Consider the following 26,871-nt stretch of genomic DNA (forward strand, 5'->3'; position numbering starts at 1 on the left):
TTTTCAAGCTTAGTCGTCGATATGAGGCGTCATTGCAGGACGCGTGCGTACTGGGGCTTCAACTGGCTCGTCAAGAATCGTGTGATCGACCAGGCCCGCTGCAATCTCACGCAGCGCCACCACGGTGGGCTTATCATTTTCCCACGCCAGCTGTGTATCGCGCGAGCCGCGCGCCAGTTGACGCGCACGATGAGTAGAGATCATCACCAGTTTGAAGCGGTTTTCAACATTTTCCAGACAATCTTCAACGGTTACGCGAGCCATGGGGGCCTTCCTGTAATGACGACGCCAAGCCGGCGTTGTTAGATAACGTTGCCGGCCAGCGAAAAAAGAGTGGTGATAGAACCTGATAGATTACTCGACGCTAGGCGCCTGTGACAAGAGCGCGTCGAGCAACGGTGCGTGACGCTTTTGCATCGCGGCCCGTGTTAAGCGGCGGCTGATCACCAGCGACTGCAATTCTTGCAGGGCAGTGGTGAAGTCGTCGTTAATGACTAAGTAGTCGTACTCATCATAATGCGACATCTCGCTAACCGCATCGCGCATGCGCCGGGCGATCACCGCATGCTCATCAGTGCCACGGCTGGCAAGACGCCGCTCCAGCTCGCTGCGCGATGGTGGCAGAATGAAAATCGACACCGCAGAAGCGAGCTGTTGACGTACCTGCTGAGCACCCTGCCAGTCAATCTCCAAGATAACGTCTTGCCCAGCATCCAGCAGCGTTTGTACGGCTTGGCGCGACGTGCCGTAGTAATTATCAAAGACCTTGGCATACTCAAAAAAGTCGCTATCTGCGATCTTTGCTTCAAACTCGGGCACAGAAATAAAGTGGTAGTTAACGCCGTCTACCTCCCCTTCGCGCCTGCTGCGCGTGGTGTGCGATACCGACACCTGAATACCGTCCAGGCTCTCAATCAGCTCGCGAACCAAGCTGGTTTTGCCAGCACCCGATGGGGCAGACACGATAAAAAGCGTACCCTGGGACATGAAGCGCTTCCCTAATTAGCAAAAAAGTTAGCAAAAAAGCGTGTAAAGCGTGGCTAAAACGATTGGCCAAACAGACGATGCAGATAACCGCGCCAACCTTATGTCGTTATTAGCAGCGCTACTATTGCACGCAGTTGCCATATACAAACATGCATAAAGTAACGTGCAGTATCGCACACCCATAGCGTGGGCTGTAGGGTTTCGCGCGCAGTGATAAGGAGATCAGCATGCGCAGTACGGTAATTATTTTATGCTTAATTGCGCTTGGAACGGCGCTACATAAAGGGGTTATCGAGATACCCCGCCACTGGGCACCCTGGGCGGCACTGCATGTCGACGACCCGATCACTCCCGTTACCCAGCTCAAACTCAAACGCTTAAATGATAATCGTGAGGCCTGCCTGGCGGTGTTGGATACGGTACCTGAGCGCGAGCTTCGCTACACGCCGCTCGCTGATTACACACCGACGGCTAATTGTCCGCTCAGCAACGTGGTACGTATGCACTCCAGCAGCGTGCGCTTTAACCAAAGCTTTGTCGCTAGTTGCCCGCTGGCCTTGGCCTGGGTGATGTATGAACACCACGCCTTACAACCTGCCGCCCTGGAAATCATGGGCAGCCCCATAGCACAGGTCAACCATGTGGGCAGCTTTGCCTGTCGCAATGTGTATGGCCGTGAAACAGGTAGGCGCAGTGAACACGCCACCGCAGAAGCGTTAGACGTGGTGGGCTTTCAGTTTGAGAATGGCCAGCAGATTGCGCTGATTAACGACTGGAAGGACGAAGGCGACGCGGGAACATTTTTACGCGCAGCGAGAGATGGCGCGTGTGATACCTTCGGCAACGTGCTCGGGCCAGACTATAACGCCGCACACGCCGACCACTTTCATCTAGGCATGCGCGGCTTCAGGCTATGCCGCTAGTGGGGCGAGTTATTCGAGGTTGATATCGTCCTCATCCGTGGCGGCTCCAGTGGCGGCACCCACGCCACCCCCAATCACAGCTCCTTGTGTCACGCTGCCACCTGTGGCCGCGGCGGCCCCGGCGCCAACGGCTGCGCCTACCCCGGCACCGCTAGTGGCGCGCTCGCCAGTGGTTGAACCACATCCCGCCAGAAACAGCATTAATGCGGCAATAGCGCTTAAAGTTACGAAGCGCAGGGTTGCAACGCGCGATGTCTTCAATAGGTTATGCATAGATCACCTCCTTATGGGTTGCACCTTTACACCCTAGGAACGTTGCGCGCTTTTTGCCACTTTAAATCCCCACCACATTGTTTAGCCACGGCTTATTTATAGCCCTTAACAGCGGCAGGCTCTGCGGGAAAAGTGCGGTTTTCTAACCAGCGTCCCCAGGCAAAAATCACTAAACCACACAGCGCCAGCCCAGTACCCACTAGTCCCGTACTCGACCAGCTAAAGCCCGCACTGATGACCAAGCCCGCCAGCCACGCTCCCAGCGCGTTCGCCCCGTTAAAGGCTGCGTGGTTCATGGACGCTGCCATGGTTTGGGCATCTTCGGCCACGTCCATCAAGCGGGTTTGCAGCGAAGGCGCCAGCGCCATGCTAGTCCCTACCAACCCCACAAACAGCAGTCCTGACCATACATTGTTAGCAGCGAAGTAGAAGAGCCCCTGCACCACGGCGCACCACACTAAAATGGTAGGAATGGCCCGCATCAGGTTTTTATCCGCCATGCGCCCGCCCACCAGATTACCGGCGATAGAGCCCAGGCCAAAAATCACCAGCACCAGCGGCCCCAGCGCTTCGCTCATGCCCGCCTGCTGAGTCAGTGTCGGCATCACATAGCTAAAGATTGAGAACATACCGCCGCAGCCAATACAGGCAATCGCGATGGTGACCAGCACCCGCTGCTTCACCAGTGCAGAGAGCTCTCTCAACGGGCTGGCATGGGCATCAAACGGCTGAACCGGCACCCAGAGACGAATCAACAGCGCGGTGAGCAGCGCAACCACCCCTACACCGGCAAAGGCAATTTGCCATCCAAACAGATTGCCCGCCCAAGTACCCAGCGGCGCGCCAATCAAAATGGCCACGGTAAGCCCCATCATCACACGAGCAATGGCCCGTGCCCGCTGGTCAATTGGCACCGCCCCTGCTGCTACCAGCGCCGCTATGCCAAAGTAAGCACCATGAGGCAGCCCCGCCAAAAAGCGCAGACCCACAAACGACCAAAACCCCGGCGCCATGGCGCTGGCAATATTGCCCACGGCAAACACCAGCATCAGCGCAATCAGCAATGCCCGCCTGGGCACCCTTGCCGCCAGTGTCGAGATCAGCGGTGCGCCCACCACCACACCCAGTGCGTAGCTGCTAATCGCATAGCCTACTTGGGGCACCGTCACGGCTAAATCCTCCGCCACGCGGTTCATCAACCCCATAATGACGAACTCACTGGTGCCAATGCCGAACCCGCCCAGCGCCAGAACAAACTCTGCCAATCGCGGGTTACGCGCCAGCCCCGATGACGACTCTTGCATACCTCTCTCCCCAAGCGCTGGAAAAAGCGCCTGCTTATAAAACGGTCTTGGATAGCGACAAATGATGTCAGGATTAGACAAAAGTAGAAATATACGCCACTAAAAAAGTTAGCACGCAAAGGGCTAGCCCGTTGGACACTTACGCAGCAGCATCCAAGAGGCAACTGCTAGGATGTTACGATTATCTTTTCATTAAGTGAGCCGGTTATGACCTCCAGCACCATCGAGCACGCCATGCAGGCACTGGCCAATGCCGACCCCGACATTGCTCGCGCCTACCCCTTAGTCGGCGCGCCCAACCCGCGCCAACGCGACCCAGGCTTTGCGACCTTCTTCTCGACAATCGTCAGCCAGCAGATATCCACCGAGGCCGCTCGGGCGATTATGGGCCGGGTGAATACGCTGCTGCCGGAACTGCACGCCAAGGCGGTGATGGAGGTGGAAGGCCAAGCGCTGCGCGATGCGGGACTATCGTGGCGAAAAATCGAGTATGCTAAAGGGCTGGCCGACGCAGAGCTTTCGGGCACCTTTAGCGCCGATGGCATAGCGCATCTCAGCGATGACGAGGCCATTGCTACGATTACCCAGCTGCGTGGGTTTGGCCGCTGGAGCGCGGAGATTTACCTAATGTTCTCGCTCCAGCGCCCCGATATTTTCCCTGCCGACGACCTTGCGTTAAGGGTAGCGCTAGGCCGCTTGAAGGGTATGGAGAACAAACCCACGCCGAAGCAGGCTCGCCAGATGGTGGAGCACTGGTCGCCCTGGCGCAGCGTGGGGTCGCTGTTTTTATGGCACTACTATCGCGGCGAGCCGGTTTAGCGGTCTTTAAAGCGTAAGCCCGCCAAATTTACCGTTCTGGTAATCCTCCACCGCCTGGACGATCTCATCGCGCGTCGTCATCACGAAGGGGCCGTGGGAGTAGACCGGCTCATCCATCAGCTCGCCATGGCCAAACAGCAGGCGCGCATCGCTCGCTGCTTCAATGCTCAGGCTTTCACCGTCACGGTCGACTTCGATCAAATGGTGCGCCTTGGCAGGCTCGCCGCCCACCGTCACGTTGCCACTCACCACGTACAGAAACACCTGCCGCCCAGGGGTTACAGGTAGCCGCTCATGCGTGCCAGCAGGCAGCGCCAGCGTCGACATGAATACGCCCGTCAGCGATTCAACCGGGCCTGTTTGCCCCTGCCACTCCCCCGCAATCAGGTTGAGCGTTCCGCCGCCCGCCAGTGGAACCGCAGGAATGCCCTCCTGCTGCAAGCCCACGTAGCGCGGCTCGCTCATCTTCAGCCGAGACGGCAGGTTGATCCACAGCTGCAAGATTTCCAGCGGGCCGCCCTCGCGCAAAAACGCCTCCGGCGATATCTCCGCATGCACAATGCCGCTGCCTGCGGTCATCCACTGCACGCCGCCTGCGTGAATCACGCTCTGGTGCTTGGCGCTGTCGGCATGGGCCAGCGAGCCTTCCAAAATAAACGTCACCGTTTCAAACCCACGGTGCGGGTGCGGCCCAAAGGGCAGCCCCTGATTGTTTGCCGGATAAATCTGCGGGCCGTGGTGATTCAAAAACAGAAATGGATCGAGCTGATCCAACCCCGGCCCTGGCAGCGGTCGGCGGGTGACCAGATCACCAATATCATCCCGGTGAGCAGGATGCTGAGCGACCACGCGGCGAACGGATGGAGTATTGGCTGATGACATAACGCTCTCCTTATCAATACGCCCAGCGTAAAACCTAAGCTTACGGATGAGGAGCGAATAATTTTCCCCGGTTCGTTGAAGGAAATGAATAGAAAGCCTTAACGGCTGGGAACGTTCAGCCGTCCCACCACTGTGAAACCCTCCTCTTGAGGGCGCACGATCACCATTTCCCCGGAGCTAACGCCCCCACCGGTCAGCGCCGTGATATTCACCTGATGCGTCACCAGCAGCAGATTACCCGGCCCCTGCCACCCCGCAATACGCTCACGAGCCGCTTGGGTAATGGCCACCTGATCCCCACGCCCACGAAAGAACGAATTCAGCCACGGCGCAGGCACCACCGCCCCCAGCGCCATCAGCTCAGCGGTTTCCAACGCCCGGCACCACTGGGAGCTGTACACCGCATCAATCGCCACGCCCCGCTCCCGCAACGCCTGCCCTGCTGCCACCGCATGGGCACGCCCTTCGCTGGAAAGGTTGCGCTGGGTCTCGCAGTCTTCCAACACAAACCCCGGCGGGTCACCGATACCGGGAGCAAGAGAGTGGCGCATGAGGATGACCAGGCCGCCCTCTTGTAGCGCTTGCCAAGTGGTGGGGTTGGCGTGGGTGGTGAGGGGCAAAATGCTCAGCATACCGAGCAGTAGGACGAAAGAGAGGTAGCGCAACATCCGCATGACAGGGCATCCTCGATCAATGTGGGAGAACCATTTGACCAGCGTGTTGCTAGTACCAGCGGTGCTAAGTTAACAGTAGCACTCGCTGCTAGCCATGCACTGCCTATCTACGAACCGAGACCACCTCTTCATCGGGCTTTAGCCGTTTGAAAACTCAGCGCGACCTACCACCAAGGGGTCAGTTGCCCCAATGTTATTAATATCTTTGCCCTCATAATCGAATGCATTTAACACGTAGCGCATGGCATTGAGGCGCGCACGTTTTTTGCAGTTCGACTTGATGACCACCCAAGGGCACTCAGAGTGATCCGTGTGGAAAAACATGGTCTCTTTAGCCGCCGTGTACTCATCCCACTTTTCCAGCGATGCCAAATCAATTGGACTCAGTTTCCAACGTTTGAGTGGGTGCAGTTCACGCTCTTTAAAACGGCGCTGCTGCTCTTCACGACTGACCGAAAACCAGAACTTGATGATATGCACTCCGCTGCCCACCAAGTTGCGTTCAAGTTCAGGCGCTTGACGTAAAAAGTCCTGATGCTGCTGGTCGGTGCAAAACCCCATGACCCGCTCGACGCCCGCCCGGTTGTACCAGGAGCGGTCAAACAGAACGAGCTCACCGTGCGTTGGCAGGTGTTTAATGTAGCGCTGAAAATACCACTGCCCCTGCTCGGTTTCTGTTGGCTTTTCAAGCGCTACAACCCGGGAGCCACGTGGGTTTAGATGCTCCATAAAGCGCTTAATAGTGCCGCCCTTTCCTGCAGCATCGCGACCTTCAAAGATAATAACGACACGCTGACGCGTTTTTTTAATCCACGCTTGGAGCTTTAGCAATTCCACTTGAAGGTAGTATTTCTGCTTTTCGTACGTTTTACGAGACAGCCGATTCTTATAGGGGTACGGCGCAGAGCGCCAATCGTCGACTAACGCTTCATCCTTTGAAACCGTGCGGCCTTTTTCGAACTGTTTCCAATGCAGCAGTGCTTTTTTCAGCTCAGCCACGTCATCCAATGACGCACCTTCAATAATATCAGCAACCGCTTTTAGCGTTTCTTCATGAGGCTCAGGCAGCGGGCCTTTTAACCCCAATATATCGGCAATGGCGACGGCCTGCGCCTCTTGGGCACCGTGGGTCTTCTTCACAACGCTAAATTCATCTACCCATGAGGGCTGCCCTTTGGATAGCGTGTCTGCCGTTTTGTTATCGCAGCTTGTTTTGTCCATTGTACTTCTCTCTTATCAACGTTCACGACAGCGGGGCTAACCATCATATAAAATGCTGATGCGCCCTACCGTGATGCGCATCAAAAACACCAAGCAGAACAGCTGTGTGAACCGACTTTTTTGCACCTGAGCGAGGCCACCTGCCGGCGACGGCACAAACCAGATAGAGAAAGTACGCGGGCAGGTACGCCAAGCCGTGAATACAGCCATTGCACTTAACGAGGTTTTAACACCCATCAAGCACTACGCACTTGCATAAAGTTGTAATCTTATAAATTGCTTTTAACAAAAATAGCAACTAATGTGTTGTCATAGACTAAAAAGCAACTCATTTGACAACATCACTATGCCGCTACTAGATCAGATCAAAACGCGCCGTGTTGAGCTGGGTTTCAAGCAGAGTGACATGCAGATGCGGGTGGGAATGTCGCGCCAGCAGTATCAGCGGCTTGAAGCCAGTGGCAACCCGCGCCTTAACACGTTAGAACTGGTGGCTAAAGGGCTGAATAGCGAGATTATGCTGATCCCCCATGAGAAGCGCGACGCCGTGTTGGCTCTACTCGCGAGCCATACGGCAGACGCAGCGGCTCCCAATGAGGAAGATACCAGCGATAGCGTCATCGATAATCCTTGGAAAGGCTTATTAGGGGATGAATAACCGTTTAAAGGCGGGCTAAATGGATCGATTGAGTATTCTGCAGCTCTCTTTGCATGGGAGCGTGGTAGGCCATCTTGCTGGTTACTCCCATGGTAAGAATATCCTGCTGTTCGCTGATGAATTTCGCCACAATTCTGAGCGCCCAACGCTAAGCCTGATTACGCACCCTAATTTCCCTAAATCGGAAGAGATCTTAGCGAGAGACTGGTCGAAGCACCAACGGCTGCATCCCTTATTATCTAACCTGCTGCCTGAAGGTGCGCTGCGTGAGCTGCTCGCGCATAGTTTGAAAACCCATATTGACCATGGAAAACGAGCGTACTACTGCGCTCAATTTAGCGGGCCAAAAAGCGTGGTATCAAACTTCCATGGAAAGCTTTCAGCAGTGGGCTAAAAAAGCCGACATTCCTTGGCGCTTAATCAAGCCTCACCTGGATGACACGCTTGATAAAGCGCGCACCCTGTGGCCTAACGCACTGGTAGAGCTACCCATGTATGAGCTTCATAAGCAGGCGCTTCGAGAACATTGGAAGCGCCTACATACTGACTTCCGCCTGCCTAACGGCTAACAATGACCGTTAGCCGCGAGAAATATCACTCAATATTCTGAATCTGCTCCCGCATCTGCTCAATCAGCACCTTCAACTCCACCGCGCAGCGGGTCGTCTCTGCTACCACGGATTTAGACGAGAGCGTATTGGCTTCCCGGTTAAGTTCCTGCATCAGGAAGTCCAGGCGGCGGCCTTTGGGGCCTTTTTGGGCGAGCTGGTGGCGCACTTCTTCAATGTGCGCGGTGAGGCGGTCTAGCTCTTCATCTACGTCGGCTTTTTGCGCTACCAGCACCAGTTCGGCTTCCAGGCGCTGGGGGTCGAGTTCGGTTTTGGCGACTTCTAAACGCTCTAGCAACTGGGCGCGCTGGCGTTCCAAAATTTGCGGGAGCAGGCTGCGTACGGTGGCCACTTGCTCGCTGACGGCGTCTAGGCGAGTGGTAATCATCTCGGCGAGCTTTTCGCCTTCGCGGGCGCGGGCGTCGATCAGCTCATCCAGCGCTTGGTTAAATAGCGTTTTGGCGGCGGCTTTAATGGCCTCTTGGTCGAGGTGCTGGGTTTCCATCACGCCGGGCTGGTTGAGCAGCGCAAGCGTCGTGGGCGGCACGGCGCTGGGCACCTGCTGCTGAATGGCGGCCAGGGCATCGGCAATCTCTTTTAGGCGCTGGGCGTTCACTGCCGGTGCTTGGGCGGTGTCGGCGCTCTCGAACCGCAGGCTGCACTCTACCTTGCCTCGGGCCAGGCGGGTACGCAGCGCTTCGCGCAGCACCGGTTCTAAATCCCGCAGGCTTTCATGAAGGCGAAAGTGCGGCTCTAGGTAGCGCTGGTTCACCGAGCGAATCTCGACCTGCAGGGTGCCAAACGGGGCGGCCTGCTCGGTGCGGGCGAAGGCGGTCATGCTGTGTACGCGGCGGGAAGCGGCCATGGGTCGATGCATCCTATCCATATTAGTGGGTTCCGGACAGTCTAACCGATAGGCCCATCAGCGCACGCTCAGACGTGTACAATGGACGGCTTTTCCCTGAAACGCGTTTATTGTGAGAGGTGCTATCTGTGAGCAGTGCTAAGCGTCCTGATGTTGTTCGCCCCAGCGGTCGCGAAGCCGACCAGCTCCGTGAAATTCGCTTAACCCGCGACTACACTCGCCATGCAGAAGGCTCTGTGCTGGTGGAGTTTGGCGATACCAAGGTGCTGTGCAACGCGAGTGTGGAAGCGGGCGTGCCTCGCTGGCTACGCGGTAAAAACCAGGGCTGGATTACCGCTGAGTACGGCATGCTGCCCCGCGCCACCCACTCCCGCAGCGGCCGTGAAGCGACCCGTGGCAAGCAGGGTGGCCGCACCCTGGAAATTCAGCGTTTGATTGGCCGCAGCCTGCGCGCGGCGGTGAATTTGAAGAAGCTGGGCGAGTTCACCATTACCGTGGATTGCGACGTGATCCAGGCCGATGGCGGCACACGTACGGCGGCGATTACCGGTGGCTGCGTGGCGCTGGTAGATGCGATTCGCTACTTACAGCGCGAGAAAAAGATCAAAGGCGACCCCTTTAAGCAGCTGGTCAGCGCGATTTCGGTGGGTATCTACAAAGGCGTGCCGGTGCTGGATCTGGACTACCCGGAAGACAGCAAAGCCGACACCGACTTGAACGTGGTAATGACTGAAAGCGGCGAGCTAATTGAAGTGCAGGGCACGGCGGAAGCCGGTGCGTTTAACCGTCAAGAGCTGAATGCCATGCTGGATTTGGCTGAAAAAGCCGGTGATGAGCTGCGCGAAAAGCAGCGTGAAGCGCTGGGCATTCGCGGCTAAGGGTGTGCGGTTAAACACCGTAAAGCAACAGGCCAGCTTTTACGCTGGCCTGTTGCTGAGACGGGTAACGCGACGCGGGAAAGTGAGCGCTTACAGCGCTAAGTCATACTCAACGATCAACGGTGCGAACTCAGAGAAGGTCGCATCGTAATCAATCCACGCGTCGACCACATGGCGACGGAAGTTGGGGCCGACCAGCTGGTAGTCGATCCGCCAGCCTTCTTGGCGCTCACGGGGCACGTCTTGGTCGAGCTTTGGCCACCAGGTATATTCACCAGCGTCGCGATTAATTTCGCGGAAGGTGTCGATAAAGCCGGTGGGGCCAAGCACCTGATCCATCCAGGCACGCTCTTCCGGGCGGAAACCAGAAGTGAGCTGGTTGTCCGACCAGTTGGCCAAATCGATGGTTTTATGGGCAACGTGCCAAGTACCGCAGATGATGTATTCGCGACGTTTGCGGGACATCTTCGTCAGGTACTCTTGGTACTGCTCCATAAACGCCTGTTTGGCTTTTTGGTCACTTCCATCAGGCATCAAGAACGTGGCGATGCTGAAGCGGTCATAATCCGCTTGCAGAAAGCGCCCTTCGTGATCGCACTGAGGGAACCCCAAGCCGTACATAATGGCTTTAGGGATTTTGCGGCAATAAAGCGCCACACCGGAGAAACCATCCTCCTCGGCATCCAGGAAGTAGCCTTCGTAGCCTTCCGGATAGAGGATGTGGTCATCCAGTTCAAAACTTTTCGCCTTGATGTTCTGCACGCAGACCACGTCGGCATCCTGCTGAGCCAGCCAGTCCAGGAAGCCACGGTCGACGGCATCACGTATACCATTGACATTGATGCTGGCAATTTTCATAAATCGTCCCTTTTGCGTCGCTGCTGTATGATACCCGACGTTTAGACGTTTGGGTAAATAGACAAACCTAATCTTGCTATTTAGCCCCGTTTTATTGTTGCGTTTGACTTACATTCTTATCGACCACTCCTACCGAGAAGAGAAGACCACCGTGGCCACCACTCTACAACCCTATCAACGCGATTTCATTGCCTTCGCCATTGAGCAGGGCGTGCTCAAGTTTGGCGAGTTCACGCTTAAATCGGGGCGAGTAAGCCCTTACTTTTTCAATGCAGGGCTGTTTCAAACCGGCCGTGCGCTCGCTAAGCTGGGCCGCTTCTACGCTCAAGCGATTGTCGATAGCGGCCTGCAGGCAGATGTACTGTTTGGCCCCGCCTATAAAGGCATTCCCTTGGCGGCGGTCACCGCAGCGGCCCTAGCCGACCACCACGACCGGGATATGCCTTATGCGTTCAATCGTAAAGAGGCCAAAACCCACGGCGAGGGCGGCAACATCGTGGGTGCGCCGCTTTCTGGCGATATTTTGATCATTGATGACGTGATCACCGCGGGCACTGCGATCCGCGAAGTAATGAGCCTGATTGAGCAAAGCGGCGCTCGCGCAGGCGGCGTTATTATTGCGCTTGACCGTCAAGAGCGCGGCCAAGGCGAACAGAGCGCTATTCAGGAAGTACAGGCCCAGTACGGCATGCCAGTGGTCAGTATCGTTACCTTAGAGCAAGTGCTGACGTATCTAGAAGAGCATGCGGGCGGCGAAATGCTGGCTTACGCCGAGGCCGTTCGCGCTTATCGCGACCGCTACGGCATCGCTGGCTAGTCTTGCCTGTTACTCGCTGTCTAATGCGCCAGCATAGCCTTGCTGGCGCCACGCTTCATAGCTCACCACCGCGACCGCGTTGGAAAGATTCAAACTACGGTTATTGGGCTGCATGGGGATGCGCAGTTTCTGCACAGCCGGCAGCATAGCGTGCACCTCCGGGGAGAGTCCGGCGGTTTCTGAGCCAAACAGCAGCACGTCTCCCGGCGCAAAAGCCGCGTCGCTGTGGGCACGGGTGCCTTTGGTGGTAATCGCCCAGATAGTACGCCCCTGCATGGCGGTGTAAAACGCCGTAAAATCCGCATGGCGCGTCACGTTGGCAAGGTCGCGGTAGTCTAGGCCAGCGCGACGTAGCTTTTTCTCTTCGAGATCAAAGCCCAGTGGCTCAATTAAATGTAATCGGCAGCCATTGTTCGCCACTAGGCGCATAATGTTGCCCGTGTTGGGTGCCATACGCGGTTCAAATAGCGCTACTTCAAACATTACCACCTGCCTATTATTAACTCATTGTGCGTTCGCCCAGCGCCGCTGATTGTAATAGAAATTGCCCCGAAACACTTGTAGAGGTCACCCTTCACCATGATGCCCCAGCCGCCAAAGAGCATTCTTAGCCGTATCAAAGGGCTCAACCCACGCCAGCAAGAAGCGGTGCGCTACATCGATGGCCCCTGCCTGGTACTGGCGGGCGCGGGGTCGGGCAAAACCAGCGTGATCACCACCAAGATTGCCTACCTCGTGCAAGAGTGTGGCATGAGCGCGCGCAAAATTGCCGCGGTGACCTTTACCAACAAAGCCGCCAGGGAGATGAAAGAGCGGGTGGGCCAAATGCTCAAGGGCAAAGAGGGTCACGGGCTAACGGTCTCGACCTTCCACAACCTGGGCCTCAACATCATTCGCGGCGAGCTGAAAACCCTGGGCTACAAGCCGGGGTTTTCGCTGTTCGACCCGGAGGATGCCAAGGCGCTGCTGCGCGACTTGATGAACAAGGATGCCCAGGTGGATGCCGAGCAGATCAACGCCGTGCAGGCCAAAATCTCGACCTGGAAAAACGACCTAGTGCTGCCGGGGGATGCGCTCTCGTTCGCGGCCGACGATGACGAGCACTTCGCCGCACGCGTCTATGAAGCCTACGTTCGCCACTTGAAAGCCTACAACGCGGTGGATTTTGACGACCTAATTCTGCTGCCGGTGGTGCTCTTACAGCGCGACCCTGAGGCGCTGGCCCGCTGGCGGCGTAAAATCCACTACATGCTGGTGGATGAGTATCAGGACACCAACGTCTCCCAGTACCTGCTGGTAAAGCTGCTGATGGCGGAACGGGCCACCTTTACCGTGGTAGGCGACGACGACCAGTCGATTTACGCGTGGCGGGGCGCGCGGCCGGAAAATCTCGTCACCTTAGGGGAGGATTTCCCTCGCTTGAAAGTCATCAAGCTGGAGCAGAACTATCGCTCCACCGGCACCATCCTGCGCGCTGCCAACACGCTGATTGCCAATAACCCCCACGTTTACGACAAAACCCTGTGGTCGGATATGGGCGACGGGGCGCCGATTCGTGTGATCGTTAACCGCCATGAAGAGGCGGAGTCAGAGCGGGTCGCCAGTGAAATGCTCACCCGGCGCATCAAAGAGAAAGCCGAGTGGCGGGATTTTGCGGTGCTCTACCGGGGCAACTTCCAGGCGCGTTTATTAGAACTCAAGCTTCAGCACTACCAAATTCCCTACAAACTCTCTGGCGGCACGTCGTTTTTCTCCCGTAACGAGATTAAAGACGCCATGGCCTACCTGCGCCTGCTGATTAATCCCGCCGATGACAACGCCTTTTTACGCATCGTCAACGTGCCCCGCCGCGAGATTGGCCCCGGTACGCTGGAAAAGCTCGCTAACTATGCCACCGAGCGCTCGATTTCGCTGTTTGCCGCCTGCCATGAGCTAGGGCTTGAGCAAACCCTACCTACCCGCGCCGTGGAGCGGCTATCGCGCTTTACCCACTTTATTGATGGTGTGCGCAAGCGGATGGATCAGGGCGATGCCATTGCCGCGATCCGCGATATGCTGCGGGATATGGATTACGAGGCGTGGCTCTACCAAAACGCCAGCGCCCCTACTATTGCCGAGCGGCGCATGGCCAACGTATGGATTTTGATTGATCAGTTAGAGAAGTCGCTCAACCGCGATCCGGAAGACGCAGATGACTCTACCGCAACGGAAACCGACGGCGTAGAAGCGGCCATTTCACGCTTAGTGCTGCGGGATATTTTGGAGCAACAGGCCGAAGAGGATGACTCGGACCGGGTGCAGCTGCTCACCATGCACGCCTCGAAAGGGCTAGAGTTCCCCCACGTTTACTTGATGGGCCTGGAGGAGGATCTGCTGCCCCACCGTAACGCCATCGAAATGGGCACCGTGGAAGAGGAGCGCCGCTTGGCATATGTCGGCATCACCCGCGCCCGACGCACGCTGACGCTAACGCTCGCACGCCAGCGCAAGGCCTATGGCGAACTGATGGACTGCCAACCCAGCCGCTTTTTGGATGAGCTGCCCGCTGATGACTTGGAGTGGGAGGGCCGCGCCGATAAAGAAGACCCGGAGAAAAAGCAGGCACGCGGTAAGGATGCCATTGCTGGGCTGCGCTCGCTGCTGGGGTAAGCGTGCTGGGCAAGCGCGATGTATCGCGCAAAAAAATATCCACAGGGGGGTTGGAGCACCCACCTGTGGATATTTTATAACGCTTGGCCTACCCGCCCCATAAGGGCGGGCCGCTAGCCTTTACTGTACTTGCGAGACCATGTAATCCACCACGGCCATAATCTCTTCATCGGAAGCGCTGCTACCACCACGCGGCGGCATCACGCCTTTACCGTTGAAGACGCTTTGGTAGAGTGCGTCGGTACCCTGCTCAATACGCGGGCCCCAAGCTTCAGCGTCGCCAATCTTCGGTGCACCCGCCACGCCAGCGGCGTGACACGCCACACAGCCCGCACTGGCGTAAAGCGCTTCACCGTCTAAACCGCTGCCACCGCTGGAAGCGTCTTCTTCACTGGCGACCGCTTCATCTTCGCTGGCCGCAGCATCTGCCGCCGCCATCTCGTCGCTACTACTCTCGTCAGTTGCTTCAGCAGCCGCGCCTTCGTCACCGCCACCTAGCTCAGGAACTTCCATGACAGGCTCGACCATATACGCTGTCGCCGCTTCCATCTCTTCGTCTGACAGGTTGGGGTTGCCGCCGCGGGCAGGCATGGCACCAATACCGTTGATGGAGTGTTCCAGCAGGGTGGCAAAACCCTGTTCGGTTCGCTCAGCCCATGCCGCTTCATCACCGCGAATAGGGGCACCCGCTGCACCAGTTTCGTGGCACGCCATGCAGACATTGTTATAGATACCTGCGCCATCAATCTCGTCACCACCGCCATCACTGCTCGCAGCGGCCGGGGCAGCGGCGGTACCGCAGTCTTGGCCTTGCAAGCAGAGTTGGCCTACCGGCGCTAAGCGCTCAGCAATTGCGTCTCGTGCTGCGTCTTGGGCATAAGCACCGGATGTGCCTGCCATGACGCCTAGGGCCGCCAGCCCGCTCATGATCAGCTTAGATTTCACTCTCACCACCTCTTGAGTTTTGTCATAAAACGTTTTGTGCTTAACCCTGCGCGCGGCAGCGACATCATCAACCTGCGGCAACCGAAACGCCAAGACGTGCATATCGTATTAGTATACCGAGAACGCCAAGCGTAAGAAAATGCTACTAAGCGCGGCAATTCAACCTATGCCGTACTCTGTGCTTTATTTAGCGGTTTAAAAACGGTGTCACGATGGACAAATTAACACCATGCCAGTAAACGCTGCTGAGCATAGCGCGTAAACCCTGCCTGAGCATATACACGCTTTGCTGGCGTATTTTGCGTATCAACGGTGAGCGTTATGTCGCGGGCGCCTGCCTTATTAGCCAGCATTTGCGCTTTTTCAATGATTGACTTACCAAGCCCCTTACCTCGCCACTCAGGTAGCAGCCCCATCAGTTGCAGTGACCAGCGCTGGCTCACAGGGTCGGGTGCAAGTAGCAGTACGCCCACTGTTTTCCCCTGATGCCATACCTGGTACCAATGGTCTGGTGCATTCGGCGCTTGACCATAAAACCCGGCAAGCAGCGCATCGATGGTGAGCGCTTCGCGAAGCCCTGGGCAGTCTAACGAGCCTTCGCTCACCTTCGCTACCAGCGCCCGCTGTTGAGCAGGGGCCAATTCAACAAAGGGGCTTAGCAGTAGCCGATTATCGTGCGATGGAACCGCTTGGCACGGCCACACAAGGTGCTCCAGGGTGGCAAGTGTCCGCATAGAGTGGGTGACTAATGCCGTTTCCCAGGTGGTTGTGCCATCGTTTAGCGCCACATGGCATAGCGCAATCGGCTGCTCGCTTACCCAGCCCTGTAGGGCGTTCAACAGCGCATCAGCCGCTGAATTATGCTGCCTGGGAAGCCAAAGCTGCGCCATTTGGTTAGCCAATGGCTGCACCCAGGCAGCAGCGTCGATATGGCCCGCTTGGGTGGCTATCCAAAGGCCCTGCCAAACAGTGTCAGGCCCACCTTTGACGCTGGATAAAGCCTGCTGTAAAGCAGGCTGTTGGGCAGGGTCATGTACCGCCGCTAAATGCAGCAGCGCTTCACGCCGCTGCTCCGGTGGGCACGGCATTACTGTGATGGCTGAGGAGCGGTGGCCGAAAGGAGAATCGCTTGTCATGTTACGTTCCTAATTAGCCAGCCGTGAAAAAAAGCGTCATCTGTTGATATGCGCATGTTACTGGTTGAAGACGCCCTAAGTGTCGATGCTGCTGCGCTTTTACCAAAACGCCCCCGATCAATGATAGGGGGCGCTTTGTTTTACCTAACGGCGTTAGCCGCGAACTTAAAACAGCGCTGCGTTAATCCATAGATGGGCCATGATGCTTGCAGCATAACCCAGCAAAATAGCCGGTACCCAGCGCAAGTGAACCGCAAAGGTATAAATACCGCGTGCCTGCCCCATTAACGCAACTCCCGCTGCAGAACCCATCGAAAGCAGGCTACCACCCACACCAGCCGTCAAGGTAATCAGAAGCCAGTTACCCTGCGACATATCTGGCGCCATGGAAAGCACGGCAAACATAACCGGAATGTTATCGACCACCGCTGAAATCAGCCCCAAGACGACGTTGGCCCACACTGGGTTCCAGTTACCGTAGAGAGTTTCTGATAAGAGGCTCAAATAGCCCATGAATCCCAGGCCGCCTACACACATCACGACCCCATAGAAAAATAACAGCGTATCCCACTCTGAGCGGGCAATACGGCTGAAGATATCAAAAGGCACGACGCTGCCCAGTTGCTCAAGCTTCTTCCAGTCGCCGCGACGAGAGTAACGCTCACGCTTGCGCTCTAGTGAGCGCGGCAGGCTGCGCCGCAGGTAGTAGCCAAAGAATTGCAACAGGCCAAGGCCAAACATCATACCCATCGCAGGCGGTAGATAAAGAACCGAGTGGCACAGCACGGAAATAGCCACGGTCAGCAGGAACAGCGCGATGATGCGGCGCGAGCCACGCTTTAACCAGACGTTTTCAGTAAGCGCGGCAGGCTGTCGATTGACGATGAAGAAATTCATAATCACCGACGGCACGATGAAATTGACAATGGCAGGTATCAGTAGCGCAAAGAAGCCGCCAAACGGTACCTGGCCTGCCTGCCACACCATCAATGTGGTGATATCGCCAAACGGGCTGAACGCGCCGCCTGCATTGGATGCCACCACCACGTTGACACAGCACAGGCTAATAAATTTTTTATCGCCTTCTGCGACTTTCAACACCACCGCACACATTAGCATCGCCGTGGTCATGTTGTTGGCAATGGCAGAAATGCCGAAGGCAAGACAGCCCGTAATCCAGAATAAGCTACGATAACTGAAACCTTTACGTATCAGCCATGCCCGCAGGGCATCAAAGATACGGCGCTCTTCCATGGCGTTGATGTAGGTCATCGCCACCAGCAAGAACAGTAACAACTCGGTGTACTCAAGCAGCGTTTCTTTAAACGCCGCTTCCGCTTCGTGCGGCATGCCGGCTTGTACATAAACCCACGCCACTAGTGCCCAAATAAGACCGGCGGCCACGAGTACAGGTTTGGATTTGCGCATGTGGATCAGCTCTTCGCTCATTACCAAGGCGTAGGCAAGAACGAAGATAGCAACAGAGGCAATACCCGCAAACGAAGCGGTAAGATCTAAAGGGCCGGAAGCTGCATAGGAGAGGCTAGGAAAAGCAAACAAACAAAGTGCCGACAACAACCAAGCAAACCGGCAAGTAGCCTGCCGCATTGCAAGGACGTTAGGTGGTTTCATGGTGGCGAGGTCCTGACGAGGTGAGGGAATATCGCCACGATAATAAGCACACTAACAGAGTGCTGCAACGCAGCGATTGCGCATAAGATGCGGCCATTCGTCGCATCCTGTAAAGCGCTTTTATCGCTGCTTTTGCAATTAATTGTGTCTCGCTATTTACTCCACGGTGACGCTCTTCGCTAAGTTACGAGGCTGGTCCACATCGGTTCCTTTTAGCACGGCAACGTGGTAGCTAAGTAGCTGTAATGGCAGCGTGTAAAGTAGCGGAGCGAGTGCTTCGTGTACGTGAGGCAGCGCCAATACGCGAATATCGGCTTGCTCGTTAATGCCGACACTTTCATCGGCAAACACAAATAGCTGGCCGCCCCGGGCGCGCACTTCTTGCAGGTTAGATTTAAGCTTCTCCAGCAGGTCGTCGTTAGGTGCCACGGAAATCACCGGCATTTCACTATCTACCAGCGCCAACGGCCCATGTTTAAGTTCGCCTGCGGGGTAGGCTTCAGCGTGAATATAAGAAATCTCTTTCAGCTTAAGCGCGCCTTCCAGCGCAATGGGGTAGTGGGCGCCGCGGCCTAAAAACAGCGCGTGGTGCTTTTCTGCAAATGCCTGCGATAGCGCTTCAATTTGGCTATCCAACCCCAGAACCTGTTGGCAAAGAGCAGGCAGCTGGCGTAACGCTGTGACTATTTCGGCAATCGCCTCCGCTTTTTCAGGCTGATGTTTGGCCTTACTCACCGAGAGTGTCAAAAGCATCAGCGCGACTAGCTGGGTGGTGAAGGCTTTGGTAGACGCTACGCCTATTTCCGGCCCCGCCCGCGTCATTAGCGCTGTGTCCGATTCACGCACTAATGAGCTGCCCGGTACGTTACAAATCGCCAAGGTGCCTAGGTAGTTAAGCGTTTTGGCAAAGCGCAGCGCGGCCAACGTATCGGCGGTTTCGCCCGACTGAGATAGAGTGACAAAAAGCGTGCCTTCGGGCACCACTGGGTGGCGGTAACGGTACTCGGAGGCGACTTCTACCTGCACCGGCACACCGGCGTAGCGCTCAAGCCAGTAGCGTGCCACTAAGCCTGCATGGTAACTGGTGCCGCAAGCAATAATATGAATATGACGGGTGTTTTCAAACAGCGCCTGGGCCTCGGGGCCAAAGCTTTCTACCAGTACGCTACTTGCACTTAAACGCCCTTCAAGGGCTGCGCTAATGACTTCCGGTTGCTCGAAAATCTCTTTAAGCATGTAGTGGCGGTAATCACCTTTACTGGCGGCGCCGTCACCGTGCTCAAATGTCTGGATAGGCCGCTCTACTGTGTTGCCTTCACGGTCGACGATACGAATTTCGCCCAGAGCGCGAAGCTCAACCAAGTCGCCCTCTTCTAAGTAGATAAAACGATCGGTGACTTGTAAAAGCGCCAGCGGGTCAGAGGCTAAAAACGCCTCATCAATACCCACGCCTACCACTAACGGACTCCCCTGACGGGCGCCCACCACCAGGCCAGGCTCGGATGCACTCATAACACCTAGCGCATAAGCGCCGCCTAAACCATTTACAATCTGCTGGGTGGCCTCAAACAGGCCAAGTCCGCTTTGCAGTTTGTCGGCCAGCAGGTGGGCAATCACTTCAGTATCGGTTTCCGAAGTAAAAGCGTAACCGCTTGCTTGCAGCGTTGCCTTAATGTGTTCGTAGTTTTCGATAATACCGTTGTGCACCACGGCGACTTGATCACTGCTGTGGTGAGGGTGAGCATTGGCTTCAGAAGGCTTGCCGTGGGTAGCCCAGCGGGTGTGGGCGATACCGGCAACACCGGGCAGCGCCGCGGTGGCTAGCTGCGCTTCAAGAGCCACCACTTTACCTAGGGCGCGGTGACGAGTTAGCGCCCCCTCGTGGAGCACCGTCATGCCAGACGAATCGTAACCGCGATACTCAAGGCGTTTAAGCCCTTCCAGCAGAATGCCTTGCACATTGCGTTGTGCAACCGCAGCGACGATGCCACACATAAACGTTTCTCCTTGGCGTTTTAGCGCGCTTTTAGAACACTAATAAATTATATGAAAGCCGAATTAATTAAGCTTTTTTTCCGGACGCGGCCAGTCGGCCTTTTCCAACTGCCGGCTGCGGGTAACCGCCAGCGCGTGCTCACTAACGTCTTTAGCAATCGTGGAGCCAGCGCCCACGGTGGCCCCTTTACCTACCGTTACCGGCGCAACAAGCGCGCTATTGGAACCGATAAAGACATCATCACCAATCACCGTGCGGTGCTTATTGGCACCGTCATAATTACAGGTAATCGTCCCTGCCCCTATATTCACGTTCCGGCCTAAATGGGCATCGCCAACGTAGCTTAGGTGATTAATTTTGCTGCCCTCGCCCACCTCAGCGTTTTTGGTTTCGACAAAGTTACCTACCTTAGCTTTAACAGCTAAGCGTGTACCGGGACGCAGCCGCGCATAGGGGCCTATTTGGTTCAACCCAGCGGCAACCGTCGAATCCATAACGCTGTGGCTCTCGATCACGCTTTCAGCGCCAATGGTGCTGTTTTTGATAACGCAATAAGGGCCAACCTGAACGCCTTCGCCAAGCGTTACGTCGCCTTCAAACACACAGCCCACATCGATAAAGACGTCGTGACCGCAGGTTAGCTTACCGCGTATGTCAATTCTTGCCGGGTCAGCTAGCGCGACGCCTTGTTGCATAAGTTGATCGGCCAACTGCTTCTGGTAGGCCCGCTCCAAGCGGGCCATTTGAGCCCGGTTATTAACCCCTTCCACCTCTACCGCAGAGGCTGGTTGGGCGGTACATACGTTAATGCCCTCTTTCGCGGCCATGGCGATCACGTCGGTCAGGTAGTACTCACCCTGGGCATTTTCCGCCGATAGCTGGGGCAACCAGCGTTTTAGCTGGGCGCTGGTCATCGCCATAATGCCGGTATTGCACTCAGTAATCGCCAGCTGTGCGGGGTCGGCATCTTTTTGCTCAACAATGGCTACCGCGTCACCTGCCTCGTTGCGCACAATACGCCCGTAGCCGTTGGGGTCATCTAGCGTGACGGTTAACAGCCCCATGTGTTGCTCATCCACCTGGGCTAACAGGGCATGTAACGATTCACACCGGATAAGCGGCACATCCCCGTAAAGTACCAGTACCTTACCACTCCCCAGCTGCGGCTGGGCTTGGGCCACCGCGTGGCCGGTGCCTTTTTGCTCAGTTTGCAGAGCAAAGGAAACAGCGCTTTCCGCCAGGGATGCGCGTAACTGTTCAGCGCCATGGCCAATAACGACGTGTATGCGTGTTGGGTTAAGCTCTGCCGCGGTATCCAGAACGTGTTGCACCATGGGCTTGCCTGCCAAAGAGTGCAGTACCTTGGGCATCTGCGAGCGCATGCGGGTACCTTTACCCGCCGCAAGGATAACGATATCAAGCTCTTGCATGTTATTCACCTGTGGCCGTTTGGCGGGTGGCAGACGGGTCTTCCCAGGCGTCTATACCTAGTTCCTCCACCAGCGCGTCACCGAAATAGTTGATAAATGCGGGGGTGCCAAGGCTTTGCCACTGGCCCTCCTCGCTTTTAATTAACAGCAGGGCATTAAGATCGTGCTCAAGCGCTAGCTGCATACCAGCGTCACTGCCAGTAACAGTGAGCGCCGTCGCCCAGGCGTCGGCCCAGGCATTGGACGGGTGAAACACAGAGACAGACGCTAAGCGGTTGTTGACCGGACGACCGGTGCGCGGATCAATGGTGTGCGAGTAACGTTTGCCATCTTCCTCAAAAAAGTTTCGGTAATCGCCTGAGGTCGCCACCGACATATTTTCCAAGGGCAGGATATGCTGGGCCTGCTGGGGGCCTGTGTGGGGCACTTCGATGCCAACACGCCACGATTCTTGGGTCTCGGGGTCACGGTAACCGCGTGAAATCAGGTCGCCGCCTAAATTCACTAAATAGTGCTCTACTCCTTGCTGATCAAGATACGCCGCGACCCGGTCAGTAGCGTGCCCTTTAGCAACCGCTGAAAGGTCGGCGAATACATCCCGAGTACGCCGCGCCTGCATGGCCTGGGTGTCCACATCAATCGCATCGTAACCTACCGTGGCTAAGCGCTCGTTTAGCTCGGTTTCAGAAGGGACGACTTCAGGGCGAGCTTCCGGGCCAAAACTCCATAAATTGACCAAACCACCCACGGTAATATCAAAAGCGCCGCTGCTCTCTTCTGATACCGAACGGCTAATGGCAAGCACTTCGATTAGCTCATTGGATAGCGGCTGCCATTCATTGAGCGGGGTTTCGTTAAACACCATCAGCTCTGCGTCGTCACGGTACGTCGACATCGCTTGATCGACACTCTCAAGCTCCTCCAGGAACCCCTCTTCCAGCGCGTTGGCCTCACCTTGGGTCAGTGGATCCATCACGGTTACTTGGTAAAACGTGCCAAAAATAGCGCCTTCGAAACGAACGGGCGATTCCAAGGGGCGGTCATTTTCTGAACAGCCAACAAGTAAGAGGGTAATGAGCAGCACTAAGCCGATGACACGCGACGATCGGTGGTAGCGGTTCATGATCAGTTTCCTTGAACAGTATGCTTGGGTATTAAAAGTGGAAGAACCACAGCAGCCACGCACCAAACAGCACCCGGTAGACCACAAACGGCTGCATCCCTAGCTTTTTAATAATGACTAAGAAGTAGTGTATACAGAGGTAGGCGCTAATGCCTGATAGCAACGTTCCGACTATCATCGCAGGCCAATCGATCGGCGCAGGAGAGCTTGCTAACCCAATAACCTCTAGTCCACCGGCCAATACAATCACCGGTATTGAGAGTAGAAAAGAGAAACGCGCGGCCCCTTCCCGGCTCATCCCCACCAGCAACGCGGCGGTAATCGTAATGCCAGAGCGCGAGGTGCCTGGAATCAGCGCCAGCGCTTGGGCAACACCAATAATCAGCACATCCTTAAGGCGCAGATGGTACTCGCTTCGACTGCCTCGATTTTTCCAATCGGCATAGCCTAATACCACACCAAAGCCAATCAGGCTCATACCAATAATCAGTGTCGAGCGCATGTGCTCTGCAACAAGGTCACGCCCTAAAAAGCCAATGATACAAACCGGAAGCGTTGCCAACACTACCCATAAGGCCAGCTTTGCGTCTTCGTTAACGCCTCTACCGGTAACGGCATCGATACTGCTGGCGAGCATCCGTAAGATTTCATGGCGAAAATACAGCACGACGGCGGCTAAACTCCCTAAGTGTAGCGCGACGTCGAAAGCGAGCCCTTGGTCTTCCCAGGCAGTAAGCACCGGCACCAAAATCAGGTGAGCAGAGCTTGAGATAGGTAAAAATTCCGTAATGCCTTGTACGACCGCGAGTACCACTACCTGGAGCCAATCCATAGGTCATCCTGTATGCTTTTTAACTATTTAGCGCCGTTTCTGCATTTATCGTGGCGCTAAGGATACACATCCATTAATTCGTTGTCCGCACTGGAAAAAGTGCGCGACTGATAAACAGGCTATAGAGCTAGTACTGCTGTGCGCTACAATGGGCAACTATTGGAAGTGTGCGTCCCTGCAAGGTACCTCATGACTCAGACCGTAGAAACGCCAGTGGTTCCCAACCGCGAGCTAGATAGCCAAGAGGCCAAACGCGTCACTTATATCGGCGCGTGGCTGGATGGTTTGCTTAGTATCGTTAAAGTCGCGGTGGGCTTTTTCGTTGGCTCAGCAGCGCTGATTGCCGATGGCATCCACTCACTTTCTGACCTTGTGACTGACGGTTTTGTACTGGCAGCCATTCACTATGGCCGTCAAGAGCCGGATATTGACCATCATTATGGCCATGGCCGTATCGAAACCCTGACCACGCTGCTGCTGGGCAGCGTACTCATCTTCGTCGCAGGCGGCATCGCCTGGTCAAGCTTAGACCGCCTATTCAGCGGCACCGCAGTGCGAGCGCCCGGCCTAATCGCGATTTTGATTACCGTTTTGGCCCTGATAAGCAAAGAGTGGATCTTCCGCTACACCATGCGGGTGGCCAAGCGTGTCAATTCAAAGCTTCTTGAGGCCAATGCTTGGCACTCACGCAGCGATGCGCTCTCTACCGCAGTCGTACTGGTTGCGCTCATTGGTGCGCAGTTTGGTGTTGGCTGGTTAGACGCCGTGGCCGCGATCATTGTTGGTTTACTGGTCGGTAAAGTGGGGTGGGATTTACTCTGGGAGTCGGCGCGGGAGTTGGTGGATACCGCACTGCCCGAGCGTATTCAGCAGCAAATGCATGATGTTGCCTGCAGCGTTCCGGGCGTCGACAGCGTGCACGACCTACGCACCCGGCAATCGGCAGGCTGGGTCATGGTTGATCTGCATGTGGTCGTGGGCCCTAAAATTACCGTCTCAGAAGCCCATGAAATCGGTAACGAAGTTAGCCGACGGCTACGCCATGACTTTCCACTGCTCACCGACGTTATTTTCCACATCGACCCTGAAGATGATGCTGGTGAGGGTGACCCCAGCCGCTTACCAGGCCTTCCCCTTCGCCCGGAGGTAGAGGCCGCACTTAATGAGCGCTGGTATAGGCATCCTGTATGGCGGACATTAAGCGAATTACAGCTGCACTACCTAGACGATAAGGTGTCCGTATCGCTGATTATTGGCGACTCAGTGCACCAGCCCCCGCAGTGCTTAGCAAGCCAGTTGAAAGCGCTGGCAAGCGATATTGAGTGGCTGGGCCACGTGGAGGTCATGTTTATTACCCGCGCTGCCAGCAGTTCGATGCGTTAAATCTTCCTAAACGCCTGCCAGTATGGCAGTGGCAATACTGAAGTAAATCAACACGCCCGTGGCGTCAATCAACGTGGTTACCAGCGGTGCTGAGGCTGTCGCCGGGTCGACTTTAAAGCGCTCTAACAGAAACGGCAGACACATGCCGATCATGCTGCCAAAGAGCACAATCGTGACCATACTAAGCGCGACAATAATGCCCACCGCTTCACCGCCGCGCATGACGCCTATCGGCGTGACCGCTACCGCCATTGTCAGGCCTAGCGACCCTGCGACCAACAGCTCACGGCCCAGCATTTTGCTCCAGTCTTTAACTCCCACATCGCCGGTTGCCATACCGCGCACCATCAGCGTGGCCGCTTGGGCACCTGCGTTACCGCCGCTACCAATCAGTAAGGGTAAAAAGAACACCAGCGCCACTTGGGCTGCAATGGTGTCTTCAAAGTAGGCAATACCTGCGCCTGAAAACAGGTTGGCAAACACCAGCAGTACCAGCCAGAAGACCCGTTTACGGTAGAGGCTCCACAGCGGTACACGGCTAACGCCATCTTCCAGCTGGCCAATCGACATCCCTTTGTGGATATCTTCGGTGGCTTCCGACTCGGCAACGTCCATGGCGTCATCGTGGGTCACGATACCCACCATGCGTCCGTCAGCGTCAACCACCGGCAGGGCAAGTAAATCATAGCGGGCCACAATGCGGGCCACGTCTTCCTGCTCTTTATCAACGGGGGTGTGGATAACATCTTTAATCATGATGTCATCCACCAGTGCCCCAGGGCGCGCCACCATAAGCTGGCGTAGTGACATGGTACCGATCAGTTGGCCGTCGCTATCAAGCACGTAGAGCTGATACACCGTTTCCGCATCGGGGGCGGTTTGACGCACGCGCATCATGGCTTGCGACACCGTCATGCCACTGGCTATGGCCACATAGTCAGAGGTCATGATGGCGCCTGCGGTGCCCTCTTCATAACTCGCTAAACGCTTTAAATCTTCCCGCTCTTGGTGGGCCATACGGCGAAGCAGCGCTTCTCGGCGGTCTTCACCCAGCAGATTAAATAAGTCAGCCCGCTCATCAGACCCCATATCTTCGAGCAGTTTAAGCACCTGAGTGTCCGACAGCTTACCCACCACTTCCAGCTGACTTTCTCTTGGTAGATAACCCAGTACGTTGGCAGCACGCTCGGTGGAGAGAATATCGAGTACCAGCAACGCAGCGGGCAGCTCTTCGTCCTCTTCAATGAGTTCTTCAATGACCTCACCAATGTCTGCCGAACGAATTTCGGCTAAGCGCTCCGCAAGAACCGCTTTGTCTGGTTGTTCTTTATTTAGCTCGTCAAGCAGCTCAGATTTTAGTTCCTGTAGGGTTTCATCGTTCAATGACATCGCTCTCTCCCTTGTACAGACTCATAGTGTGCCGATGCGCTATTACAAACGAGCGTCCCTACGCTGAATGCGTTTTCTCATATTAACAGACAAAAAAAACGCCCCTTAAACCCTATCGGGTTCAAGGAGCGCTTTCTTCACGCAAATGCGTGTTCTAGCCTTTACCCGCCTTTTTACGCAGCTGCTGGATCGTTCGCAGCTGAGCAACGGCTTCGGCAAGTTCAGCAGCAGCACGGGTATAATCCAGCTCCGCTGATTTCTCGTTAAAGGCTTTCAGCGCTTGCTGACGCGCGTCTTCAGCGGCAGCCTCATCGAGGTCGCCTGCACGCGCCGCAGCGTCTGCCAGGATCGTTACCACGTCCGGCTGGACTTCCATGAAGCCACCTGAGACAAAGAAGTTTTCTTCCTTGCCATCATCGTGGATCACGCGGACAGGGCCCGGCTGAAGCTCGGTCAGCAGCGGGGCGTGCCCCGGCAAAATGCCGAGGTCACCCATAATCCCGGAAGCTACTACCTGCTCAACACTGCCTGAGAAGATAGATGCTTCTGCGCTGACGATATTGCAAGTGAAGCTATTCGCCATAGCGAA

28 protein-coding genes are annotated in these 26,871 nt (G+C 55.9%); 9 read left to right on the plus strand and 19 right to left on the minus strand.

Features of this window, described 5'->3' with window-relative positions; translation table 11 throughout:
- Positions 1 to 9: 9 nt before the first annotated feature.
- Together rpoZ and gmk are read right to left on the minus strand one after the other, a co-directional pair.
- Complete coding sequence (rpoZ, locus tag LG301_RS16485; RefSeq protein ID WP_263066638.1) at positions 10 to 264, minus strand: DNA-directed RNA polymerase subunit omega; 255 nt, start codon at positions 262 to 264, stop codon at positions 10 to 12.
- A gap of 90 nt (positions 265 to 354) precedes the next feature.
- Entirely contained in the window at positions 355 to 987 is a 633-nt protein-coding gene (gmk, locus tag LG301_RS16490; protein ID WP_404472235.1) for a guanylate kinase, read from the minus strand.
- 227 nt (positions 988 to 1,214) lie between these two features.
- Between gmk and LG301_RS16495 the strand changes: the two genes are divergently transcribed.
- Positions 1,215 to 1,910 (plus strand): extensin family protein, encoded by a 696-nt coding sequence (locus tag LG301_RS16495; protein WP_404472236.1) that lies wholly within the window; start codon positions 1,215 to 1,217, stop codon positions 1,908 to 1,910.
- A 9-nt stretch (positions 1,911 to 1,919) separates the two neighbouring features.
- Here LG301_RS16495 and LG301_RS16500 read toward each other — a convergent pair whose 3' ends face one another.
- Together LG301_RS16500 and LG301_RS16505 are read right to left on the minus strand one after the other, a co-directional pair.
- Entirely contained in the window at positions 1,920 to 2,183 is a 264-nt protein-coding gene (locus LG301_RS16500; RefSeq protein ID WP_404472238.1) for a hypothetical protein, read from the minus strand.
- Between the two features lie 92 nt (positions 2,184 to 2,275).
- Positions 2,276 to 3,487: an MFS transporter gene (locus LG301_RS16505; protein ID WP_404472239.1), complete on the minus strand. Its 1,212-nt coding sequence runs from the start codon at positions 3,485 to 3,487 to the stop codon at positions 2,276 to 2,278.
- 207 nt (positions 3,488 to 3,694) lie between these two features.
- Here LG301_RS16505 and LG301_RS16510 point away from each other — a divergent pair, with 207 nt between their 5' ends.
- Positions 3,695 to 4,306, plus strand: a complete 612-nt coding sequence (locus LG301_RS16510; RefSeq protein WP_404472241.1) for a DNA-3-methyladenine glycosylase family protein — start codon at positions 3,695 to 3,697, stop codon at positions 4,304 to 4,306.
- A 6-nt stretch (positions 4,307 to 4,312) separates the two neighbouring features.
- Here LG301_RS16510 and LG301_RS16515 read toward each other — a convergent pair whose 3' ends face one another.
- The 3 genes from LG301_RS16515 to ppk2 all read right to left on the minus strand — a co-directional run bounded on the left by LG301_RS16515 (position 4,313) and on the right by ppk2 (position 7,083).
- On the minus strand, positions 4,313 to 5,188 hold the full coding sequence (locus LG301_RS16515) for a pirin family protein (RefSeq protein WP_404472243.1): 876 nt from the start codon (positions 5,186 to 5,188) through the stop codon (positions 4,313 to 4,315).
- A 98-nt stretch (positions 5,189 to 5,286) separates the two neighbouring features.
- Complete coding sequence (locus LG301_RS16520) at positions 5,287 to 5,862, minus strand: histidine phosphatase family protein (RefSeq protein WP_404472245.1); 576 nt, start codon at positions 5,860 to 5,862, stop codon at positions 5,287 to 5,289.
- A gap of 138 nt (positions 5,863 to 6,000) precedes the next feature.
- Entirely contained in the window at positions 6,001 to 7,083 is a 1,083-nt protein-coding gene (gene ppk2, locus LG301_RS16525; protein WP_404472247.1) for a polyphosphate kinase 2, read from the minus strand.
- 346 nt (positions 7,084 to 7,429) lie between these two features.
- Here ppk2 and LG301_RS16530 point away from each other — a divergent pair, with 346 nt between their 5' ends.
- Genes LG301_RS16530 through LG301_RS16540 form a run of 3 tightly spaced genes read left to right on the plus strand, consistent with a single transcriptional unit; the run spans position 7,430 to position 8,310 of the window.
- Positions 7,430 to 7,741 (plus strand): helix-turn-helix domain-containing protein, encoded by a 312-nt coding sequence (locus LG301_RS16530; protein ID WP_404472248.1) that lies wholly within the window; start codon positions 7,430 to 7,432, stop codon positions 7,739 to 7,741.
- 19 nt (positions 7,742 to 7,760) lie between these two features.
- Positions 7,761 to 8,135, plus strand: a complete 375-nt coding sequence (locus LG301_RS16535) for a HipA N-terminal domain-containing protein (protein ID WP_404472250.1) — start codon at positions 7,761 to 7,763, stop codon at positions 8,133 to 8,135.
- Positions 8,110 to 8,310: a hypothetical protein gene (locus tag LG301_RS16540; protein ID WP_404472252.1), complete on the plus strand. Its 201-nt coding sequence runs from the start codon at positions 8,110 to 8,112 to the stop codon at positions 8,308 to 8,310. The genes LG301_RS16535 and LG301_RS16540 overlap by 26 nt, the downstream gene beginning before the upstream one ends.
- Before the next feature lie 25 nt (positions 8,311 to 8,335).
- Here LG301_RS16540 and LG301_RS16545 read toward each other — a convergent pair whose 3' ends face one another.
- A complete protein-coding gene (locus LG301_RS16545; RefSeq protein ID WP_404472254.1) occupies positions 8,336 to 9,214 on the minus strand; it encodes a YicC/YloC family endoribonuclease in 879 nt (292 codons plus the stop codon).
- 128 nt (positions 9,215 to 9,342) lie between these two features.
- On the opposite strand from LG301_RS16545, the gene rph reads away from it, so the two are divergent.
- Positions 9,343 to 10,092: a ribonuclease PH gene (gene rph / locus LG301_RS16550; RefSeq protein ID WP_404472256.1), complete on the plus strand. Its 750-nt coding sequence runs from the start codon at positions 9,343 to 9,345 to the stop codon at positions 10,090 to 10,092.
- Between the two features lie 90 nt (positions 10,093 to 10,182).
- Here the strand turns inward: rph and LG301_RS16555 are convergent, their stop codons facing one another.
- Positions 10,183 to 10,950, minus strand: a complete 768-nt coding sequence (locus tag LG301_RS16555; protein ID WP_263066615.1) for an exodeoxyribonuclease III — start codon at positions 10,948 to 10,950, stop codon at positions 10,183 to 10,185.
- A gap of 151 nt (positions 10,951 to 11,101) precedes the next feature.
- Between LG301_RS16555 and pyrE the strand changes: the two genes are divergently transcribed.
- Entirely contained in the window at positions 11,102 to 11,767 is a 666-nt protein-coding gene (pyrE, locus tag LG301_RS16560; protein ID WP_404475312.1) for an orotate phosphoribosyltransferase, read from the plus strand.
- Between the two features lie 9 nt (positions 11,768 to 11,776).
- Here the strand turns inward: pyrE and LG301_RS16565 are convergent, their stop codons facing one another.
- The gene (locus LG301_RS16565) at positions 11,777 to 12,250 is read right to left on the minus strand and encodes a tRNA (cytidine(34)-2'-O)-methyltransferase (protein WP_404472258.1); all 474 of its coding nucleotides are present in this window, start codon (positions 12,248 to 12,250) and stop codon (positions 11,777 to 11,779) included.
- Between the two features lie 96 nt (positions 12,251 to 12,346).
- Here LG301_RS16565 and rep point away from each other — a divergent pair, with 96 nt between their 5' ends.
- The gene (gene rep, locus LG301_RS16570) at positions 12,347 to 14,416 is read left to right on the plus strand and encodes a DNA helicase Rep (RefSeq protein ID WP_404472260.1); all 2,070 of its coding nucleotides are present in this window, start codon (positions 12,347 to 12,349) and stop codon (positions 14,414 to 14,416) included.
- A 120-nt stretch (positions 14,417 to 14,536) separates the two neighbouring features.
- On the opposite strand, the gene LG301_RS16575 is transcribed toward rep, so the two are convergent.
- From LG301_RS16575 to LG301_RS16605, 7 genes are all read right to left on the minus strand, one after another.
- Entirely contained in the window at positions 14,537 to 15,361 is an 825-nt protein-coding gene (locus LG301_RS16575; protein WP_404472262.1) for a c-type cytochrome, read from the minus strand.
- A gap of 221 nt (positions 15,362 to 15,582) precedes the next feature.
- A complete protein-coding gene (locus LG301_RS16580) occupies positions 15,583 to 16,497 on the minus strand; it encodes a GNAT family N-acetyltransferase (RefSeq protein ID WP_404472264.1) in 915 nt (304 codons plus the stop codon).
- A gap of 165 nt (positions 16,498 to 16,662) precedes the next feature.
- A complete protein-coding gene (gene nhaD, locus LG301_RS16585; RefSeq protein ID WP_404472266.1) occupies positions 16,663 to 18,129 on the minus strand; it encodes a sodium:proton antiporter NhaD in 1,467 nt (488 codons plus the stop codon).
- Positions 18,130 to 18,285: 156 nt separating this feature from the next.
- Positions 18,286 to 20,124: a glutamine--fructose-6-phosphate transaminase (isomerizing) gene (glmS, locus tag LG301_RS16590; protein ID WP_404472268.1), complete on the minus strand. Its 1,839-nt coding sequence runs from the start codon at positions 20,122 to 20,124 to the stop codon at positions 18,286 to 18,288.
- A gap of 63 nt (positions 20,125 to 20,187) precedes the next feature.
- Positions 20,188 to 21,555, minus strand: a complete 1,368-nt coding sequence (glmU, locus tag LG301_RS16595) for a bifunctional UDP-N-acetylglucosamine diphosphorylase/glucosamine-1-phosphate N-acetyltransferase GlmU (RefSeq protein WP_404472270.1) — start codon at positions 21,553 to 21,555, stop codon at positions 20,188 to 20,190.
- Between the two features lies 1 nt (position 21,556).
- Entirely contained in the window at positions 21,557 to 22,678 is a 1,122-nt protein-coding gene (locus LG301_RS16600; RefSeq protein WP_404472271.1) for an FAD:protein FMN transferase, read from the minus strand.
- 31 nt (positions 22,679 to 22,709) lie between these two features.
- Positions 22,710 to 23,510 (minus strand): undecaprenyl-diphosphate phosphatase, encoded by an 801-nt coding sequence (locus LG301_RS16605; RefSeq protein WP_404472273.1) that lies wholly within the window; start codon positions 23,508 to 23,510, stop codon positions 22,710 to 22,712.
- Positions 23,511 to 23,699: 189 nt separating this feature from the next.
- Between LG301_RS16605 and LG301_RS16610 the strand changes: the two genes are divergently transcribed.
- Positions 23,700 to 24,893, plus strand: coding sequence for a cation diffusion facilitator family transporter (locus LG301_RS16610; RefSeq protein WP_404472275.1), 1,194 nt, complete (start codon positions 23,700 to 23,702; stop codon positions 24,891 to 24,893).
- A 6-nt stretch (positions 24,894 to 24,899) separates the two neighbouring features.
- On the opposite strand, the gene mgtE is transcribed toward LG301_RS16610, so the two are convergent.
- Positions 24,900 to 26,282, minus strand: coding sequence for a magnesium transporter (mgtE, locus tag LG301_RS16615; protein WP_404472277.1), 1,383 nt, complete (start codon positions 26,280 to 26,282; stop codon positions 24,900 to 24,902).
- A gap of 154 nt (positions 26,283 to 26,436) precedes the next feature.
- Complete coding sequence (locus LG301_RS16620) at positions 26,437 to 26,865, minus strand: F0F1 ATP synthase subunit epsilon (RefSeq protein WP_263066600.1); 429 nt, start codon at positions 26,863 to 26,865, stop codon at positions 26,437 to 26,439.
- Between the last annotated feature and the right edge of the window lie 6 nt (positions 26,866 to 26,871).

The sequence above is a fragment of the Vreelandella venusta genome, from assembly GCF_044809155.1.
GTDB lineage: Bacteria > Pseudomonadota > Gammaproteobacteria > Pseudomonadales > Halomonadaceae > Vreelandella > Vreelandella venusta_B.

What these genes read in the sequence shown, in the direction of transcription:
- rpoZ (WP_263066638.1), bottom strand. Translation starts at nt 264, where the DNA reads ATGGCTCGCGTAACCGTTGAAGATTGTCTGGAAAATGTTGAAAACCGC.
- gmk (WP_404472235.1), bottom strand. Translation starts at nt 987, where the DNA reads ATGTCCCAGGGTACGCTTTTTATCGTGTCTGCCCCATCGGGTGCTGGC.
- LG301_RS16495 (WP_404472236.1), top strand. Translation starts at nt 1,215, where the DNA reads ATGCGCAGTACGGTAATTATTTTATGCTTAATTGCGCTTGGAACGGCG.
- LG301_RS16500 (WP_404472238.1), bottom strand. Translation starts at nt 2,183, where the DNA reads ATGCATAACCTATTGAAGACATCGCGCGTTGCAACCCTGCGCTTCGTA.
- LG301_RS16505 (WP_404472239.1), bottom strand. Translation starts at nt 3,487, where the DNA reads ATGCAAGAGTCGTCATCGGGGCTGGCGCGTAACCCGCGATTGGCAGAG.
- LG301_RS16510 (WP_404472241.1), top strand. Translation starts at nt 3,695, where the DNA reads ATGACCTCCAGCACCATCGAGCACGCCATGCAGGCACTGGCCAATGCC.
- LG301_RS16515 (WP_404472243.1), bottom strand. Translation starts at nt 5,188, where the DNA reads ATGTCATCAGCCAATACTCCATCCGTTCGCCGCGTGGTCGCTCAGCAT.
- LG301_RS16520 (WP_404472245.1), bottom strand. Translation starts at nt 5,862, where the DNA reads ATGCGGATGTTGCGCTACCTCTCTTTCGTCCTACTGCTCGGTATGCTG.
- ppk2 (WP_404472247.1), bottom strand. Translation starts at nt 7,083, where the DNA reads ATGGACAAAACAAGCTGCGATAACAAAACGGCAGACACGCTATCCAAA.
- LG301_RS16530 (WP_404472248.1), top strand. Translation starts at nt 7,430, where the DNA reads ATGCCGCTACTAGATCAGATCAAAACGCGCCGTGTTGAGCTGGGTTTC.
- LG301_RS16535 (WP_404472250.1), top strand. Translation starts at nt 7,761, where the DNA reads ATGGATCGATTGAGTATTCTGCAGCTCTCTTTGCATGGGAGCGTGGTA.
- LG301_RS16540 (WP_404472252.1), top strand. Translation starts at nt 8,110, where the DNA reads ATGGAAAGCTTTCAGCAGTGGGCTAAAAAAGCCGACATTCCTTGGCGC.
- LG301_RS16545 (WP_404472254.1), bottom strand. Translation starts at nt 9,214, where the DNA reads ATGGCCGCTTCCCGCCGCGTACACAGCATGACCGCCTTCGCCCGCACC.
- LG301_RS16555 (WP_263066615.1), bottom strand. Translation starts at nt 10,950, where the DNA reads ATGAAAATTGCCAGCATCAATGTCAATGGTATACGTGATGCCGTCGAC.
- LG301_RS16565 (WP_404472258.1), bottom strand. Translation starts at nt 12,250, where the DNA reads ATGTTTGAAGTAGCGCTATTTGAACCGCGTATGGCACCCAACACGGGC.
- rep (WP_404472260.1), top strand. Translation starts at nt 12,347, where the DNA reads ATGATGCCCCAGCCGCCAAAGAGCATTCTTAGCCGTATCAAAGGGCTC.
- LG301_RS16580 (WP_404472264.1), bottom strand. Translation starts at nt 16,497, where the DNA reads ATGACAAGCGATTCTCCTTTCGGCCACCGCTCCTCAGCCATCACAGTA.
- nhaD (WP_404472266.1), bottom strand. Translation starts at nt 18,129, where the DNA reads ATGAAACCACCTAACGTCCTTGCAATGCGGCAGGCTACTTGCCGGTTT.
- glmS (WP_404472268.1), bottom strand. Translation starts at nt 20,124, where the DNA reads ATGTGTGGCATCGTCGCTGCGGTTGCACAACGCAATGTGCAAGGCATT.
- glmU (WP_404472270.1), bottom strand. Translation starts at nt 21,555, where the DNA reads ATGCAAGAGCTTGATATCGTTATCCTTGCGGCGGGTAAAGGTACCCGC.
- LG301_RS16600 (WP_404472271.1), bottom strand. Translation starts at nt 22,678, where the DNA reads ATGAACCGCTACCACCGATCGTCGCGTGTCATCGGCTTAGTGCTGCTC.
- LG301_RS16605 (WP_404472273.1), bottom strand. Translation starts at nt 23,510, where the DNA reads ATGGATTGGCTCCAGGTAGTGGTACTCGCGGTCGTACAAGGCATTACG.
- LG301_RS16610 (WP_404472275.1), top strand. Translation starts at nt 23,700, where the DNA reads ATGACTCAGACCGTAGAAACGCCAGTGGTTCCCAACCGCGAGCTAGAT.
- mgtE (WP_404472277.1), bottom strand. Translation starts at nt 26,282, where the DNA reads ATGTCATTGAACGATGAAACCCTACAGGAACTAAAATCTGAGCTGCTT.
- LG301_RS16620 (WP_263066600.1), bottom strand. Translation starts at nt 26,865, where the DNA reads ATGGCGAATAGCTTCACTTGCAATATCGTCAGCGCAGAAGCATCTATC.